Source organism: Planktosalinus sp., assembly GCF_059864935.1.
In genome coordinates, this window is record NZ_JCBCCK010000089.1 from 1 (window position 1) to 14512 (window position 14512).

The 14512-nt window shown below is 37.8% G+C and carries 13 protein-coding genes and 1 pseudogene; 7 read left to right on the forward strand and 7 right to left on the reverse strand.

The window, feature by feature from the left end:
* Positions 1–54 precede the first annotated feature (54 nt).
* From AC6F75_RS03980 to AC6F75_RS04000, 5 genes are all read left to right on the forward strand, one after another.
* Positions 55–1620, forward strand: coding sequence for a T9SS type A sorting domain-containing protein (locus tag AC6F75_RS03980; protein ID WP_500713652.1), 1566 nt, complete (start codon positions 55–57; stop codon positions 1618–1620).
* Positions 1621–1690: 70 nt separating this feature from the next.
* Complete coding sequence (locus AC6F75_RS03985; RefSeq protein ID WP_500713653.1) at positions 1691–2692, forward strand: glycosyltransferase; 1002 nt, start codon at positions 1691–1693, stop codon at positions 2690–2692.
* Between the two features lie 60 nt (positions 2693–2752).
* Positions 2753–3340 carry a dephospho-CoA kinase gene (gene coaE, locus AC6F75_RS03990; RefSeq protein WP_500713654.1) on the forward strand — a complete coding sequence of 196 codons (588 nt, stop codon included), beginning with the start codon at positions 2753–2755 and terminating at the stop codon, positions 3338–3340.
* A 69-nt stretch (positions 3341–3409) separates the two neighbouring features.
* Complete coding sequence (locus AC6F75_RS03995) at positions 3410–4981, forward strand: ATP-binding protein (protein ID WP_500713655.1); 1572 nt, start codon at positions 3410–3412, stop codon at positions 4979–4981.
* A 3-nt stretch (positions 4982–4984) separates the two neighbouring features.
* Positions 4985–5701 carry a response regulator gene (locus AC6F75_RS04000; RefSeq protein ID WP_500713656.1) on the forward strand — a complete coding sequence of 239 codons (717 nt, stop codon included), beginning with the start codon at positions 4985–4987 and terminating at the stop codon, positions 5699–5701.
* Positions 5702–5732: 31 nt separating this feature from the next.
* Here the strand turns inward: AC6F75_RS04000 and miaA are convergent, their stop codons facing one another.
* From miaA to AC6F75_RS04035, 7 genes are all read right to left on the reverse strand, one after another.
* Positions 5733–6647, reverse strand: a complete 915-nt coding sequence (miaA, locus tag AC6F75_RS04005) for a tRNA (adenosine(37)-N6)-dimethylallyltransferase MiaA (RefSeq protein ID WP_500713657.1) — start codon at positions 6645–6647, stop codon at positions 5733–5735.
* A 2-nt stretch (positions 6648–6649) separates the two neighbouring features.
* Positions 6650–7507 carry an ion transporter gene (locus AC6F75_RS04010; protein ID WP_500713658.1) on the reverse strand — a complete coding sequence of 286 codons (858 nt, stop codon included), beginning with the start codon at positions 7505–7507 and terminating at the stop codon, positions 6650–6652.
* Positions 7508–7562: 55 nt separating this feature from the next.
* Positions 7563–8930: an exonuclease domain-containing protein gene (locus tag AC6F75_RS04015; RefSeq protein ID WP_500713659.1), complete on the reverse strand. Its 1368-nt coding sequence runs from the start codon at positions 8928–8930 to the stop codon at positions 7563–7565.
* Positions 8931–8934: 4 nt separating this feature from the next.
* The gene (locus AC6F75_RS04020; protein ID WP_500713660.1) at positions 8935–9591 is read right to left on the reverse strand and encodes a YggS family pyridoxal phosphate-dependent enzyme; all 657 of its coding nucleotides are present in this window, start codon (positions 9589–9591) and stop codon (positions 8935–8937) included.
* A gap of 137 nt (positions 9592–9728) precedes the next feature.
* Entirely contained in the window at positions 9729–10967 is a 1239-nt protein-coding gene (locus tag AC6F75_RS04025; RefSeq protein ID WP_500713661.1) for a DUF1015 family protein, read from the reverse strand.
* 1 nt (position 10968) lies between these two features.
* Positions 10969–12015: a response regulator gene (locus tag AC6F75_RS04030; protein ID WP_500713662.1), complete on the reverse strand. Its 1047-nt coding sequence runs from the start codon at positions 12013–12015 to the stop codon at positions 10969–10971.
* Between the two features lie 10 nt (positions 12016–12025).
* Complete coding sequence (locus AC6F75_RS04035) at positions 12026–13258, reverse strand: ATP-binding protein (RefSeq protein WP_500713663.1); 1233 nt, start codon at positions 13256–13258, stop codon at positions 12026–12028.
* A gap of 150 nt (positions 13259–13408) precedes the next feature.
* Here AC6F75_RS04035 and AC6F75_RS04040 point away from each other — a divergent pair, with 150 nt between their 5' ends.
* A complete protein-coding gene (locus tag AC6F75_RS04040; protein ID WP_500713664.1) occupies positions 13409–13984 on the forward strand; it encodes a YceI family protein in 576 nt (191 codons plus the stop codon).
* A 61-nt stretch (positions 13985–14045) separates the two neighbouring features.
* Positions 14046–14512 (forward strand): annotated as a pseudogene (locus tag AC6F75_RS04045) (hypothetical protein); the annotation flags it as partial.

Sequence of the window (14512 nt, forward strand, 5' to 3'; positions counted from 1 at the left end):
CACATGTCTATAAATTTTTTTATTAAATTTAATGCATAACTAAAACAAATAATCATGAAAAAAAATTACATTTTGTCGTTTTTGTTAACGATGTTTTTGGGGGCTGTAGCAATCAATGCACAATCTGAAACTGTTATGGATAGCCCCAATGGACCAATACCGGATGATGACCCTACCGGAGTAAATTTTACATTAACCGTAACAAATAATTTTGTTATGACAGATGTTGATGTTCACGTTGAAGCTGATCATACTTGGATTGGAGACCTTATTTTTGAAATTACGTCTCCTGCTGGGACTACTGTAAGGATTATGGATCGTCCGGGAGTGCCAAACACCACATTTGGATGTAGTAGTAATGGTCCAGATATAACTTTGGATGATGACGCTGCAGATCCAATTGAAACTACGTGTTTAACTACTAGTGACACTATAACTGGCACATACTCACCAAACAATCCGCTATCTGCATTTAACGGTGAAGACTCTGCGGGAACATGGACCCTGTGGGTTTCAGATAATGCAGGTGGAGATACAGGTACGTTGTTAAATTGGGGTATTACATATACTTATAGTAGTTGCGTACAAGATGACCTTACCACAGTACCATTTTTATCAGGAAATCAATTTGCCGGAAACATGTTTGATGTGACTGCAAGTGGCGGTGAGGATGTTTTGATTGAAAAATTTGATATTAATATTGGAGTAGGTTCTGCAAACATTAGTGTTTTTTCAAGACCGGGTTCTTATGTAGGCTTTGAAAACAACCCAGCAGGTTGGACTCTTATGGGCAGTGAGACAGTAACAGGACAGGGGAGTGGTATACCAACCGAATTGAACGTAGGCGGTTTGATGATACCCGATGGTGATACTTATGGAATTTACATTACTGTATCAGATTACCCATCAGTATCTATGTTTTACACAAATGGAGACAATGTCTTTAGTGATTCTTACCTTACTGTTAATACAGGTGTAGGTAAAGGGGATCCTGATTTTACGGGATCTACTTTTGCCAGCCGTTCGTGGAATGGTACAATATATTATTGCGCCAGTACACCACCACCCTTTGTTTGTGAAATGCCAACTAATTTAACCACGGATGATGTTGGGATTACAACAGCAGAGTTCTCTTGGACAGCTTCTGCAACGGAAACTGAAGGCTATGATTGGGCAGTAATGGATGTAGGGGAAGACCCTGACATAGACACGCCAATTGAATCAGGGAGTGTTGCTTCGGGTGTTACAACTGTAACTGTTATGGATCTTGCTCCGGAAACTTCCTATGATTTTTATGTAAGAACCAATTGTGACCCTGACGGCCTGAGTGACTGGGAAGGCCCGTTGACTTTCACTACAGATACTGCAGCTAGTGTTAACGATAATATCATTGACGGTTTTGTGATGTATCCAAATCCTGCAAACAATGTGTTAAATCTTAGTTCTAACATTAACTTTGATGATATATCAGTGTACAATATGATTGGGCAAAAAGTGTTGTCTAAAACCATTAAAGCTACAAGTTCTCAAATTAATGTTAGTGGTTTAAGTACCGGTATTTACTTAATAAAAGTAAATGCAGAGGGTCAAACGGCTGCATATCAATTCATTAAAAAATAAAGAACTCTTTAATTTATTAGGAAAGCCTTCTGCGACAAGTAGAAGGTTTTTTCTTTTCTATATTTGCAAGATGTCATTAAATTTTTCTTTTATCATTCCTGTTTTTAACAGGCCCCACGAAATACAAGAGCTACTTGATAGTTTCTGCCAACTGAATTATAATAAACCCTTTGAAATCCTAATCATTGAAGATGGTTCTACAGAAATGTCTGATGGAATTGTCACGAAATTTAAAGACAAACTCAATGTCAACTATTTTTACAAACCCAATTCCGGGCCGGGTGACTCGCGTAACTTTGGAATGAAAAGGGCCACAGGCAATTACTTTATTATACTCGATTCTGATTGTATTTTGCCGCCCCAATACCTTGATGAAGTCGAAAAATTTCTAAATGTGAAATATTTGGATGGTTTCGGAGGCCCCGACGCAGCTCACGAGAGTTTCACCTCACTTCAAAAGGCCATCAATTACACAATGACATCCTTTTTGACCACAGGGGGCATAAGGGGGAAAAAAAGTGCAGTTCAGGATTTTGAACCCAGAAGTTTTAATCTGGGAATTTCAAAACAAGCTTTTGAAAAAAGTGGTGGATTCGGAAAAATCCACCCAGGTGAAGACCCTGATTTATCTCAGAGACTTAAAAAGCTCGGTTTTAAAACGGGATTGATAGAAAAAGCCTTTGTTTACCACAAGCGAAGGATTTCCTGGCCAAAATTTTATACCCAGGTTAAAAAATTTGGTATGGTGAGGCCCATCCTTACCAAGTGGCATCCGGAGTCTGCAAAACCTACGTTTTGGTTTCCAAGTGCCTTTGTGATGTTTTCGTTGGTGGCTACGGCATTGCTTTTTGTTGGGGTTTGGTATTTTTTCACACTATTGATGTTCTATTTATTTCTCATCTTAGTGGATTCGGCTGTAAAAAATAAAAGCCTTTACATTGGGTTGCTTTCAGTTTATGCCACTTTTATTCAGTTTTTCGGATACGGAATGGCTTTTTTAAAATCAACATTTTACATCAGGGTCCTGAATAAAAACCCCAAAAACTGTTTTCCTCACCTCTTTTTTGAGTAACTTTAAGTATTAATTTATTTAGTTTTTGGGCTGAACATTGAAATTCAATATTAAACAACAATGAAAGTAATAGGTCTCACCGGCGGAATTGGCAGCGGAAAAACAACCGTGGCTGCTATGTTTAAAGAGCTGGGTGTCCCTGTTTATATTGCAGACGATGAGGCCAAAAAGCTGATGCATTCCAAAAATATAAAGGAAAAAGTCATCAATTTGTTTGGAGGCGAAGCTTACGAAGGCAATAAACTAAACCGAAAATACATTTCTTCTAAAGTGTTTAATGATAAGAGTTTACTTCAAAAACTCAATCATATTGTTCACCCTGAAGTTGGCAAACATTTTAATAACTGGCTAAACAATCAGAAAGGTATTTACGCCATTAAAGAAGCCGCCATTCTTTTTGAAAATGGAAACTATAAACACTGCGACAAAACCATACTCGTAGTATCCGATGAACTAAAGCGCATTTCACGCGTTGTGAAAAGAGACCAAACAACAACCGATAAAGTTGTGAATGTAATTGAAAATCAATGGACTGATGCCCAAAAGGTGAAATTGGCAGATTTTGTGATTGAAAATAATTTAGATTTGGAATCATTAAATACAAAAGTTTACACTATTCACCAAGAATTAATTAAGCTGTATGCTTAATGAAAATAGTTTTGTTAACATTTGGTTAAACCGTTAAAGGGCTAAATGTTAAAATCTTACTTTTGAGGGATGAGCAAAAAACTGTTTATACTACTCATAGTGTTTATGAGCCTTTGTTTGCTGGGGATTATTTTTGTTCAGGGTTATTGGATCAAGAACTCATTTCAAAATAAAGAAGATCAGTTCAACTATAACGTCAGGCAATCATTAATCGCTATTTCAAAAGATTTGCAACTAAAAGAGCTCGAGTATTTTTACAGGCTTTATGCTGAGGTGGCAGACAGTATTGGCCAGCCCGACAGAACAACGTTCAGGGAAATTGTTTATACAAATACCGATAACCTCACCAACGAAACGTTCATCTATTCAAGTGGTTTGCTTGAAGAAGATTTCAAGCTATCATCCAATATGCTTGAAGTGAGTGCAGACAGTATTAACTTTACTAAATTTACTAATAGAAAATTTTCTGCCAGGTTCAGTACTGGTGTTGACGGAAGCTCAACGAATACCGAATCAAGTGAAATTTCAATAAGAACTCTTGAAGAACCTTCACAGTTTCAGCTCAGGGAGACATTTAAAGACATTGCAAAACAAATACCCATTCATAAAAGGGTAAGGCTTGAAGACTTAAAAGACTTAATAAAGCACCAGCTTAGAACCAGAGATCTGGATATAGATTTTGAATTTGCAATTTTCAGCAGGGGTTTGTCAACGCAGGTGGCAACAGAAGGGTTTACCTTTATGCAAGATTCACCAGACATTTATAGTGTTCCCTTGTTTATAGATGAAAACAGAAGCTATAATTATGAACTGTTGCTTACATTTCCAAAAAAACAAAAATTTGTGTTTTCATCATTGGTAAGTATGGGTTTTTTGACACTTTCTTTGACAACTATAATTATATTAGCATATTACAGTGCCATTAAGCAATTGATTAGACAACGACAAATTTCAGAAATCAAAACTGATTTCATCAACAATATGACACACGAGTTTAAAACACCCATATCAACTATCAATCTGGCACTTGACGCTATGAAAAACCCGTTGATTTCTGAAAACAAAGAGACCATGGAGCGTTATCTGAAAATGATAAGGGAAGAAAACAAACGAATGCACGCTCAGGTGGAAAATGTCTTGCGAATTTCAAAGTTGGATAAACGGGATTTAAACATTAAGAAAGAACGGCATAAACTACATGAACTCATTGAAGATGCCATCACACACGTTCAACTATTGGTAGAAGATCGTGGAGGATACATTAAGACCCGTTTTAACGCTCAAAAATCATCCATATTGGCCAACGAGTCACATTTCACCAATGTAATTGTGAACATATTGGACAATGCTATAAAATATTCACCTGAGGCTCCTGAAATTGATATATATACTGAAAATGTAAAAGACAGTATCATTATGAAAGTGCAGGACAAGGGCAGTGGTATGAGTAAGATTGCACAAAAGCGTATATTTGAAAAATTTTATAGGGAACACACGGGAAACATACATAACGTAAAGGGTCACGGACTTGGACTTTCATACGTAAAACGCATTATTGACGACCATCAAGGTGAGATTTTTGTGGAAAGCGAGAAAGGAAAAGGAAGTACCTTCATAATTAAACTTCAATTAATATCTTAAGTCATGGAAACAGAAAATAAAAAAATCTTATTGGTAGAAGATGATCCTAATTTTGGAACTGTCTTAAAAGATTATCTTACAATGAACAATTACAATGTCACCCACGCCAAAAATGGTATGGAAGGTTTTGAAAAGTTTAAAAAAGATGATTTTGACCTTTGCATCCTCGATGTCATGATGCCGTATAAAGACGGCTTCACTTTAGCCAAGGAAATCAGGGAGAAAAATGAGGATATCCCCATTATTTTCTTAACTGCAAAAGCAATGAAAGAAGACGTGCTAAAAGGCTATAAAGTTGGCGCAGATGATTACCTCAACAAGCCTTTTGACTCTGAAGTGTTGTTGATGAAAATCAAAGCCATCATTCAGCGTAAAGCAACTGATTCTTTGGCAGACAGCAAGCAATTTGACTTTCAGGTTGGTAATTTTCACCTGAACTCAAAACTTCGCTTCCTTACTTATAAGGATCAAAAGCCGGATAAGCTTTCGCCAAAAGAAAACGAATTGTTGCGATTGCTGGCACTGCATAAAAACGACCTGATGCCCCGCGAGCTGGCGTTGACCAAAATCTGGAGAGACGACAACTATTTTACCTCGCGAAGTATGGACGTTTATATTGCAAAACTCAGAAAATACCTCAGCAAAGATGACGATGTTGAGATTTTAAACATTCACGGCGAGGGATTCCGCCTTGTAGTGAAAAGTGAAGTAGAAAATTAATTGAAGTATAGGCCTCAAGACGTCTTGCACGTCAGGACGTTTTGAGTTTTATATACTGAATGATGTTTTCAATGGGCTCATTATATTCAAACCATTGAACCGCCTCGTCTTTTCTAAGCCAGGTGAGTTGCCTTTTGGCATAACGCCTTGAGTTTTTCTTGATTTCTTCTATGGCTTTAGTGAGTGTGATTTCCTCGTTTAAAAACGAAAATAATTCTTTATAACCCACCGTTTGCAATGCATTTAAATCTTTTTTAGATTGTAATCTTCTGACTTCTTCTAGGAGTCCTGCTTCCATCATCAAATCTACCCGATTGTTGATGCGTTCATAGAGTAAATTTCTATCTGCTGTCAGACCTATTTTTAGCACCTTAAAATTTCGTTTTTTTGATTTGTTTCTTAAAAAAGAAGAGTAAGGTTTGCCAGTACCTATACAAACTTCCAGAGCCCTAATTAATCTGTGAGCATTGTTTTTATCAACAATTTCAAAATATTCAGGGTCTAGTTGCTGTAACTTGCTTTGCAATGTTGTAATACCCGATTCCAAAAATAGTTTTTGAAGCCCTTCTCTTATTTCTGTGGAAACATCAGGAAAGTCATCTAATCCTTTTATGACGGCGTCAATATATAAGCCGGAACCCCCAACAAGAAATAGTAAATCATTTTGTTTGAATTTTTCTTCAATCTTTTGCATAGCCTCTTTTTCATAATCGCCCACATTATAATTTTGGCCGATTGAAATATGGTGAATAAAGTGGTGAGGGACTTGGGTTAGTTCATCAGGAGAAGGAACTGCGGTTCCAATATTCATTTCTTTAAAAAATTGGCGTGAATCTGCAGAAATAATTTCAGAACCATAATGTTTCGCTAAAGCGATAGAGACAGCTGTTTTTCCAATAGCTGTGGGCCCAACAATGGCTATGAGGTATTTTTTGCTTTCAACCAAAGTTAAATGTGGAGTTTTGTGCCGCAATTATGACAATAAGTTGCTTTTTTGTTGTGATTTTCGACATTGCAAACCGGACAAACTATTTTTGATTTTTTTAATTGCTTTTCTTTGTACTTTCGTTTAGTTTTTTGTTTAGCAAATTCTGCACTCACAATACCGGTGGGGACGGCAATGATGCCATAACCGGTAATCATTACAAACATGGCTAAAAACTGGCCAATGGCCGTGACCGGATAAATATCTCCAAAACCAACTGTTGTTAATGTAACAATTGTCCAATAAATCCCGCGTGGAATACTCGTGTAACCGGCTTCTGGACCCTCAATTAAAAACATTAAAGTACCTACAATCATTGCGATAATAAACACTGTAAATAAAAACACTATTATTTTTGCCCTGCTTGCGCGAAGGGCAGTTTTTAGGTTAGTAGCTTCGCCAATAAAATTGGCAAGCTTCAACACCCGGAACAATCTGAGTAACCTAAGTGCTCTTATGTTCGTTAAAAGATTACTGCCGGATATAAAGAAGGAAAGGTACATCGGCAAAATAGCGAGAAAATCGATGATTCCGTAAAAACTAAATATGTATTTCCAGGGTTTTCTGGTTGAAAAAATCCGGAGAATATATTCTATTGAAAACAAAATGGTAAAGATCCATTCAGCGATCATTAAAACACTGTGATATTTTGCATCAATTTCCTGAACAGACTCCAGCATAACCGCTGCCACACTCAGCAGGATAAAAATAAGCAGGAATACATCAAATAATTTTCCGGCACGGGTGTTTGTGCCGTAAATCACAATATAAATGCGTTGTCTTATGAGGTCAATTCTGGATTTTGATTCGTCCTGCTGCATAGTTGGTATTAGATACTATCTTCAAATTTAAGAAATCTAAAATTGAAATGCCTAATTATTCTTGCAGTTCAATCACTTTAATGCCTTTTTGTTTTCGCAAATAGTTTTGAATGATATGCTGGGCATCTCTGTTGTGACTCATAGGGGTGATAAGAGACTTTAAAACTTCCGGGTTATTCACCTGGTAGTTAAGACTGAAAAAGGCAATTCCCCTGAAAATCCCTTTTTCAATATGAACCACGCTACGTTCATCAATTTCGCGGCCACGGTCAATGATAAGCATGCTTTTGTTTTCAAAACTATGTGTCTTTAGAAAGTCTTCCACTCGTTTGTTGTAGTTTTCGGAACTTTCTCTGCCAATGCAGGCTCCGGCACACTCTCTAATTGAATAAGAAAAACAGGCGGACTTGGACTGAAACAAGCCGGTTAACTTTTGGCACAAGCCATAGGTTTCTGAAATTTTGAACAATGTATTTTTTGCCTGTTGTAAGTTACTGAAAGTTGTGATGGGCTTTTTTCTGGCATCAGCTTTTTCAATTTTTAAATTGACGTAACCATTTTCATCTGTAAAGCTGTTGAGTTGAAACTGATAAATGGTTCGCCTTAATGCCCGGTTGTATATGGGCTTGTTGATTTTTATTTCTTCACTTTCCTTGAGCATGGCAATGAGGTCGCTGCCGGTTTTTTCAAAGGAAACTGAATAAACCTCTTCCTGTATTTTTTTGGATTTTCTGTTGTCTGAGGTAAAATGCTGAACAATGCGTTTTTTGAGATTTCTGCTTTTTCCGATGTAAATGATGGTGCCATCCTCGCGGTGCATATAGTAAACACCTGTTTCACCCGGAATTTTTTCTATAATGCGAAGCAGTTTTGAATCCAGTTGCCTTTTGGGTTCCATCCTTACGGTGTTGCTGATGATTTCCTTTTTGGAATCCTTTGAGAGTAAGAGTTTAAAGAGTGTAACGGTGGCTTGTGCATCTCCGGAGGCGCGGTGACGGTCGCTCATGGGGATGCCCAATTCCCTGACGAGTTTGCCTAAACTGTATGACTTGACATCGGGCAGCAGTTTTTTTGATAGTTCTACTGTGCAAAGGGTTTTTCGTTCAAATTCAAATCCCAGTCGGCTGAATTCGGTTTTTAAAATGCGGTAATCAAAGTTGGCGTTGTGGGCGACGATGATGGTTTCTTCAGTGATTTCAACGATGCGTTTGGCCACTTCATAAAATTTTGGGGCCTGCCTGAGCATTTCGTTGTTGATTCCCGTTAGGTTGACCACAAAAGGTTGAATGGGGATTTCAGGATTGACCAGGCTGATGAACTGATCGACAACTTTGTGCCCGTCAAACTTGTAGATGGCGATTTCAGTAATGCCTTCTTCATTGTATTTGCCCCCTGTGGTTTCTATGTCAAGTATTGCGTACACTCAGTTAATTGTAATTTCGTTCACCAAAAATGGCACTGCCAATGCGAACCATGGTTGTTCCACATTGGAGAGCTATTTCATAATCCCCACTCATCCCGATGGATAGTTCAGTGAATTTGTACTTGTCTCTTAATTCGTTAAAAAGGTTTTGAATGGACTGAAATTCACTTTTTATTTGGTTTTCGTTTTCCGTAAAGGTAGCCATTCCCATCAGGCCAATTACTTTGATATGTTGTAAGTTTTTATATTCTGGTGAATCCAATAATTCAATCAGTTCTTCGGGGTCAAGACCAAACTTGGTTTCTTCACGGGCAATAAATACCTGAAGTAAACAATTGATTACCCGATTGTTTTTTTGTGCCTGTTTGTTGATTTCTTTTAAAAGTTTCAGGCTGTCCACCGCGTGAATGAGATGCACAAACGGTGCCATGTATTTAACCTTATTGCGCTGAACGTGGCCAATCATATGCCAGCGGATATCTTTGGGCATTTGTTCCCATTTTTCAGTCATTTCCTGGATTTTGTTTTCGCCAAAATCACGCTGCCCTGTATCGTAGGCTTCCATAATTTCGGCAACAGCTTTGGTTTTTGAAACGGCTATCAGGGTTACATTCCCCGGAAGGGTGGATTTTATAGCTGTTATGTTTTGTGATATTGACATTTTGATTTTAAATCATTTTTTTATTTATAGAATAGCACACGGATGACGCTGATTGTGCTGATTTACACAGATTTTTATTTGTTTATCGGCGATTATCCGTTGAATCTGCGTCATCAGCGTTCTATTTCAAACTCAATTTAAAACTCATAAATCGTTATACCACTTCGCAGTTTAGGTTCAATATAGGTGCTTTTTGGAGGCATTTTCAAGCCTTGGTTGGCAATGTCTTTCAGTTGATAGATGGTGGCAGGTTTCAAACCGAAACCTACTTTAAACTCGCCACCGTCCACTCTGGCTTTTATAAAAGGCATATCATTTCTGCCGTGAACATATTCAATGCGTTTGTCGGTTCTTAAATCCTCAATGCCAAGTATAGGTTTTAAAACTGTTTTATAAAGTATTTGCGCATCCAGATCATCGAGCGCATTTTCGATTTTGTAATTGGAAAGGCGTAACTGTAAAGAATAGAATTCGCCTTCCAGATACATGCTGAAATGATGTGGTTTGTTCGGCTTGTAATAATTTAACCCCCGGTTTTCTATCATAAAAAACTCATCAAGAGCAATGAGGAATTCTTCTTTGGAAAGACCGTTTAAGTCTTTTATCATTCGGTTGAACTCAAATATAGTGAGATGTGATTCGGGGATGAGGTAACTCATGAAATAATTGTAGTTTTCCTCTCCGGTGTGCTTTTTATTTTCAGATTTCAATTCCTGTTGAAGCAAAAAAGCAGAAGCTGAACGGTGGTGACCGTCTGCAATATACAAGTGCTCGCAATTCTCAAACTCTGCCCGGATTTTTGCCACTACTTCAGGATCATCTACCACCCAGAGGTAATGGGTATCGCGATAAGTGGTCGTAAATTCATACTCAGAACGTGTTTGGGTGTTTTCATTGATGATTTTTGCCAGCGCATTGTTGTCAGGATAAGTAATCAAGACCGGCTCTGCATTGAAGCCCACGGTTTTCAGGTAATCCTTAAAAATGATCTCGCGTTCCTTCAGGGTGTCTTCGTGTTTTTTGATGATGTTTTTTTCATATTCTTCGGTGCTGGTAGTTGCAATGATTCCCTCGTAAGTTTGCTGGTCGCGGTCAACAATTTTGTAGATATAATAAGAAGGCATTTTATCCTGAATAAAAATATTTTCTTCACGAAATTCTTGATAACGGTTTTTTACCAGTTTGTAACGCTCGATTCCGGAAATTTCCTTGTGGTACTTGTAACCGGGATTGACAATATGCAAAAATGAAAACGGATTGTTGTCCAGCCGGGCTTCTCTTTCGGCTACGGTATAACTTTGATAAGCTCTTGAGGCAATGAGTCCCACTTTGTCTCTGGTAGGTCTAACGGCTTTGAAAGGGAGTACTTTTGCCATATCAATCAACTTCTTTTAAGGATTCCAGGTCGATGATTTTTATGTTCCGGCCTTCAATATCTATCAAACCTTCTTTATTAAAAGCGGAGAGCGTTCTGATGAGGCTTTCAGTGGCAATGCCTGCAACACTGGCCAAATCGCTACGCGAAATTTTAATGCTTTCATTGTTTTTCTTGTTCATCTTTTCGGCAAACTGAAGTATGGTTGCAGCAGTTTTTCTCCTTACCGAACCATAAGCCATTTGCAGCAACTGGTCTTTAATCTCTGAAATATTATCTGAAAGCAGATTGATCAGGTCAAAATTCACCCTGTGGTTATTGTTCAGCACATCTTTCAGTTCTTCTTTGGGAACAGCAACCAGCTCACAATTTTCCATGGCTGTAGCCGATTCTTGATAGGGAATGTTTTGCAGAAGGGAAGCATAACCAAACAAATCGTCCTCCTTGTAAAGCGACGTGGTGAGTTCTTTACCGGATTCATCAATTTTATGGCATTTTATGATGCCTTTATTGATGAGATAGATGTAGTTTGAGTTGTTTCCTTGTTCAAAAATAAGCTCTCCTTTTTTAAAGAGCAATTCTTTGCCGTTATCATCCACATAATTTTTTAGGTCGTTGAGTGAGCGCAGTGCAGATGTTTCTTCAGTGCTTACAACTCTTTCTCGTTCGTCTTTAAGTATTGCAGCTTTGGCCAGACGACTTTCAATGGCACTGAACAGGTCTTGCTCTTCAAAAGGTTTGGTCAGGTAATCATCTGCACCCAGATCCATTCCTTTTCTGATGTCTTTATGTTCGGTTTTTGCAGATAGGAAAATAAAGGGAATGTGCTTGGTTGTTGAGTCTTCTGAAAGCTCTTTAATAACACCATAACCATCCATTTCAGGCATCATAATGTCACAAATAATAATGTTTGGCAGGGTGTTTTTGGCCGTGGACACACCTATTTTTCCATTGGGTGCCGTAATGACTTCATAACCGGAAAGTTCAATAAGTTCGGCAGTGTTTTCTCTAACGGCTGTGTCGTCTTCAATGAGCAGTACTTTATGCATGATAATGTGTTTATTTAATCTTTAATTTGATGGGGATAGACATTGTAAAGGTTGAACCTATATTTTCCTGACTTACAAAGCTAATGTTTCCTCCCAGATTTTTCAAATGGCCCCTCACAATATTCAATCCAATTCCGGTTCCCTGATCGTTTATGGCGTTTTCTGCCCTGAAATACCTGCTGAAAATGTGTTTTTGGGCTTTTTCGGGAATCCCCATTCCGTTGTCTTTTACTGAAATGGTCAGCATTTTTTTGTTTTGTTTAACGGCAATATCTATTTTGGTATTTTCAGAGGAATATTTTATAGCGTTATGAATTAAATTGGACAAGCAAAGCTCCATAATTTTCTCATCCTGGGTCAAAATGTATTCATCCACTTCAGGCGGAAATGTGATGCGTTGCCCACTTTTTAGAAGCATATTAGCATTATAAACCACTTCGTTGATTACTTTGCTTAGTTTGAAAGTTGTTGGTTTGTAATTTTCTTTACCGGAATCCAAACGTTCAATAGAGAGAAAGTCGTTGAGAATGTTGTTGAGGTAATGCACCTTATCGGTTATTGTACGCAAGTGTTTGTCTCTTTTGTCCTGTTGCTCACCCAGTTTGTATTTACTCAGTAATATGGTGGAGGTTAAAATGCCGCTGAGCGGGGTTTTAAACTCGTGTGATACCATGGAAAGGAATTTGGTTTTAAGCTCGTTAAGTTCTTTTTCGCGTTTTAGGGCTGATTTTATTTTCTTTTCAGCTTCTTTTCTTTTTTCGATTTCCTGTTGCAGCTCTTCTACGGTGCTGTTCAGTTCTTTGGTGCGTTGCAGGATACGCTCTTCAAGCTTATTGTTGAGTTCAATAATTTTTTGTTCCTGTTCAAGGCGTTCAGAAATATCAATCACCAATGCCATTACAAACGATTTTCCTTCCCATTCAAAAGGATTCAAGCCTGCTTCCACAGGTATGAGATGGCCTTTTTTATGGACGCCAAACAAATTGCGCCCATGGCCCATTTGCCTTTTATCGCTTTTTTTGATAAAATCCTTTACATAAGTGCCGTGGACACTGTGTATGTTTTTTGGAATTAATATATTAAGGTGCTGCCCAAGTAATTCATGGTATGAATACCCAAACATTTGTTCCAGCGATTTGTTGACTGATACTATTTGCTGGTTGCCGTCAACAATCACCACGCCTTCAGATATGGCTTCAGATAAAAAGTTGAGTAAACTGTTGTCCTGTTCAAAAGTTTTCATTGCCCAAAGTTAATGAATCTGGGTGTCTGCAAAAAGTTTTTTATCATTAAGAAATATCAAAAATCAAATGTGACAATTGTCATAGTTTAAAAAATACAACTGTCGCAAATTTGCAATGAAATTAAGACGAATATTTAAAACCACAATACAATGAGAACACTTAGAAACTTAACCCTACTTTTAATAGCTGTCTTTTCAGTTCAGCAAATTCAGGCTCAGGAAGTAAAGGTAAACAATGCAAACAGTAAGTTAACCATATTTGGTACATCAAACCTGCACGACTGGGATATGAAAGCCGAGAGAATGTCAGGGACAGCTGCATTTAAAATGGAAGACGGAAAATTAACCGGAATTGAGAAATTAAATTTTGCAGTTGATGTTGAAAGCTTAAAAAGCGGTAAAAGCGGAATGGATAAAAATGCTCATTCTGCTCTTAACAACAAATCTCACAAAACCATCAACTACACCCTTTCAAGAGTGACCAGGGTAACCGAAACCGGAAACAATACCTACACCATTGAAACCACCGGAAACCTGAAAATTGCCGGTGAAACCAAACAGGTTTCTATAAAGTTTACTGCTAAAACATCAGGTAACAACGTGACCTTGACAGGAAAAGTAGCCCTCAATATGACCCAATACAAAATCGATCCTCCACGAGCATTGATGGGAACCGTGAGAACCGGAGAGGAAGTAACCATTGACTTTGAAGTTATTTATAACTAAACATAATTCCAATAACTATAAACAATCAAAAAAGCAGTAATTAAATTTAATTTTTAAAACTATGAAAACAATAAAAAAGCTAACCCTTGTACTTGTTGCAATCCTTGTTTCAGCAACAACTTTTGCTCAGGATAAAAGACATCTTGACAATTACAGAAGCCCAGACAAAGACGGTATTAACGTTTTTGAAGCCCCAAAAGACACTATCTCTACATTTGATGGTTTGAAAGTAAGAATAGGTGGAGCCTCAACACTTCAGTTTCAAGCCATTGATCACGAAAACAGTGGTGGTGTTCCTTTAACTGTAATTGGAAATAACTTTAACTTGGCCTCTGCAAACCTTGACCTGGATGTGGCTCTTGCCGATGGTGTGAGAATGCACTTAAGAACTTATCTTTCTTCTCGTCACCATAATGAAACCTATGTAAAAGGCGGATATATGCAAATTGACAACTTCAACTTTATCAGTGACGGGTTTATGGCAGAAACGATGAAGTATGTAACCATCAAGTTTGGACACATGCAAAT

Bases quoted from the DNA above. Each gene is read 5' to 3' on its own strand.
- AC6F75_RS04025 (WP_500713661.1), bottom strand. From the start codon at position 10,967: ATGGCAAAAGTACTCCCTTTCAAAGCCGTTAGACCTACCAGAGACAAA.
- AC6F75_RS03985 (WP_500713653.1), top strand. From the start codon at position 1,691: ATGTCATTAAATTTTTCTTTTATCATTCCTGTTTTTAACAGGCCCCAC.
- AC6F75_RS04030 (WP_500713662.1), bottom strand. From the start codon at position 12,015: ATGCATAAAGTACTGCTCATTGAAGACGACACAGCCGTTAGAGAAAAC.
- AC6F75_RS04035 (WP_500713663.1), bottom strand. From the start codon at position 13,258: ATGAAAACTTTTGAACAGGACAACAGTTTACTCAACTTTTTATCTGAA.
- AC6F75_RS04040 (WP_500713664.1), top strand. From the start codon at position 13,409: ATGAGAACACTTAGAAACTTAACCCTACTTTTAATAGCTGTCTTTTCA.
- AC6F75_RS04020 (WP_500713660.1), bottom strand. From the start codon at position 9,591: ATGTCAATATCACAAAACATAACAGCTATAAAATCCACCCTTCCGGGG.
- AC6F75_RS04010 (WP_500713658.1), bottom strand. From the start codon at position 7,507: ATGCAGCAGGACGAATCAAAATCCAGAATTGACCTCATAAGACAACGC.
- AC6F75_RS03995 (WP_500713655.1), top strand. From the start codon at position 3,410: ATGAGCAAAAAACTGTTTATACTACTCATAGTGTTTATGAGCCTTTGT.
- AC6F75_RS03980 (WP_500713652.1), top strand. From the start codon at position 55: ATGAAAAAAAATTACATTTTGTCGTTTTTGTTAACGATGTTTTTGGGG.
- coaE (WP_500713654.1), top strand. From the start codon at position 2,753: ATGAAAGTAATAGGTCTCACCGGCGGAATTGGCAGCGGAAAAACAACC.
- AC6F75_RS04000 (WP_500713656.1), top strand. From the start codon at position 4,985: ATGGAAACAGAAAATAAAAAAATCTTATTGGTAGAAGATGATCCTAAT.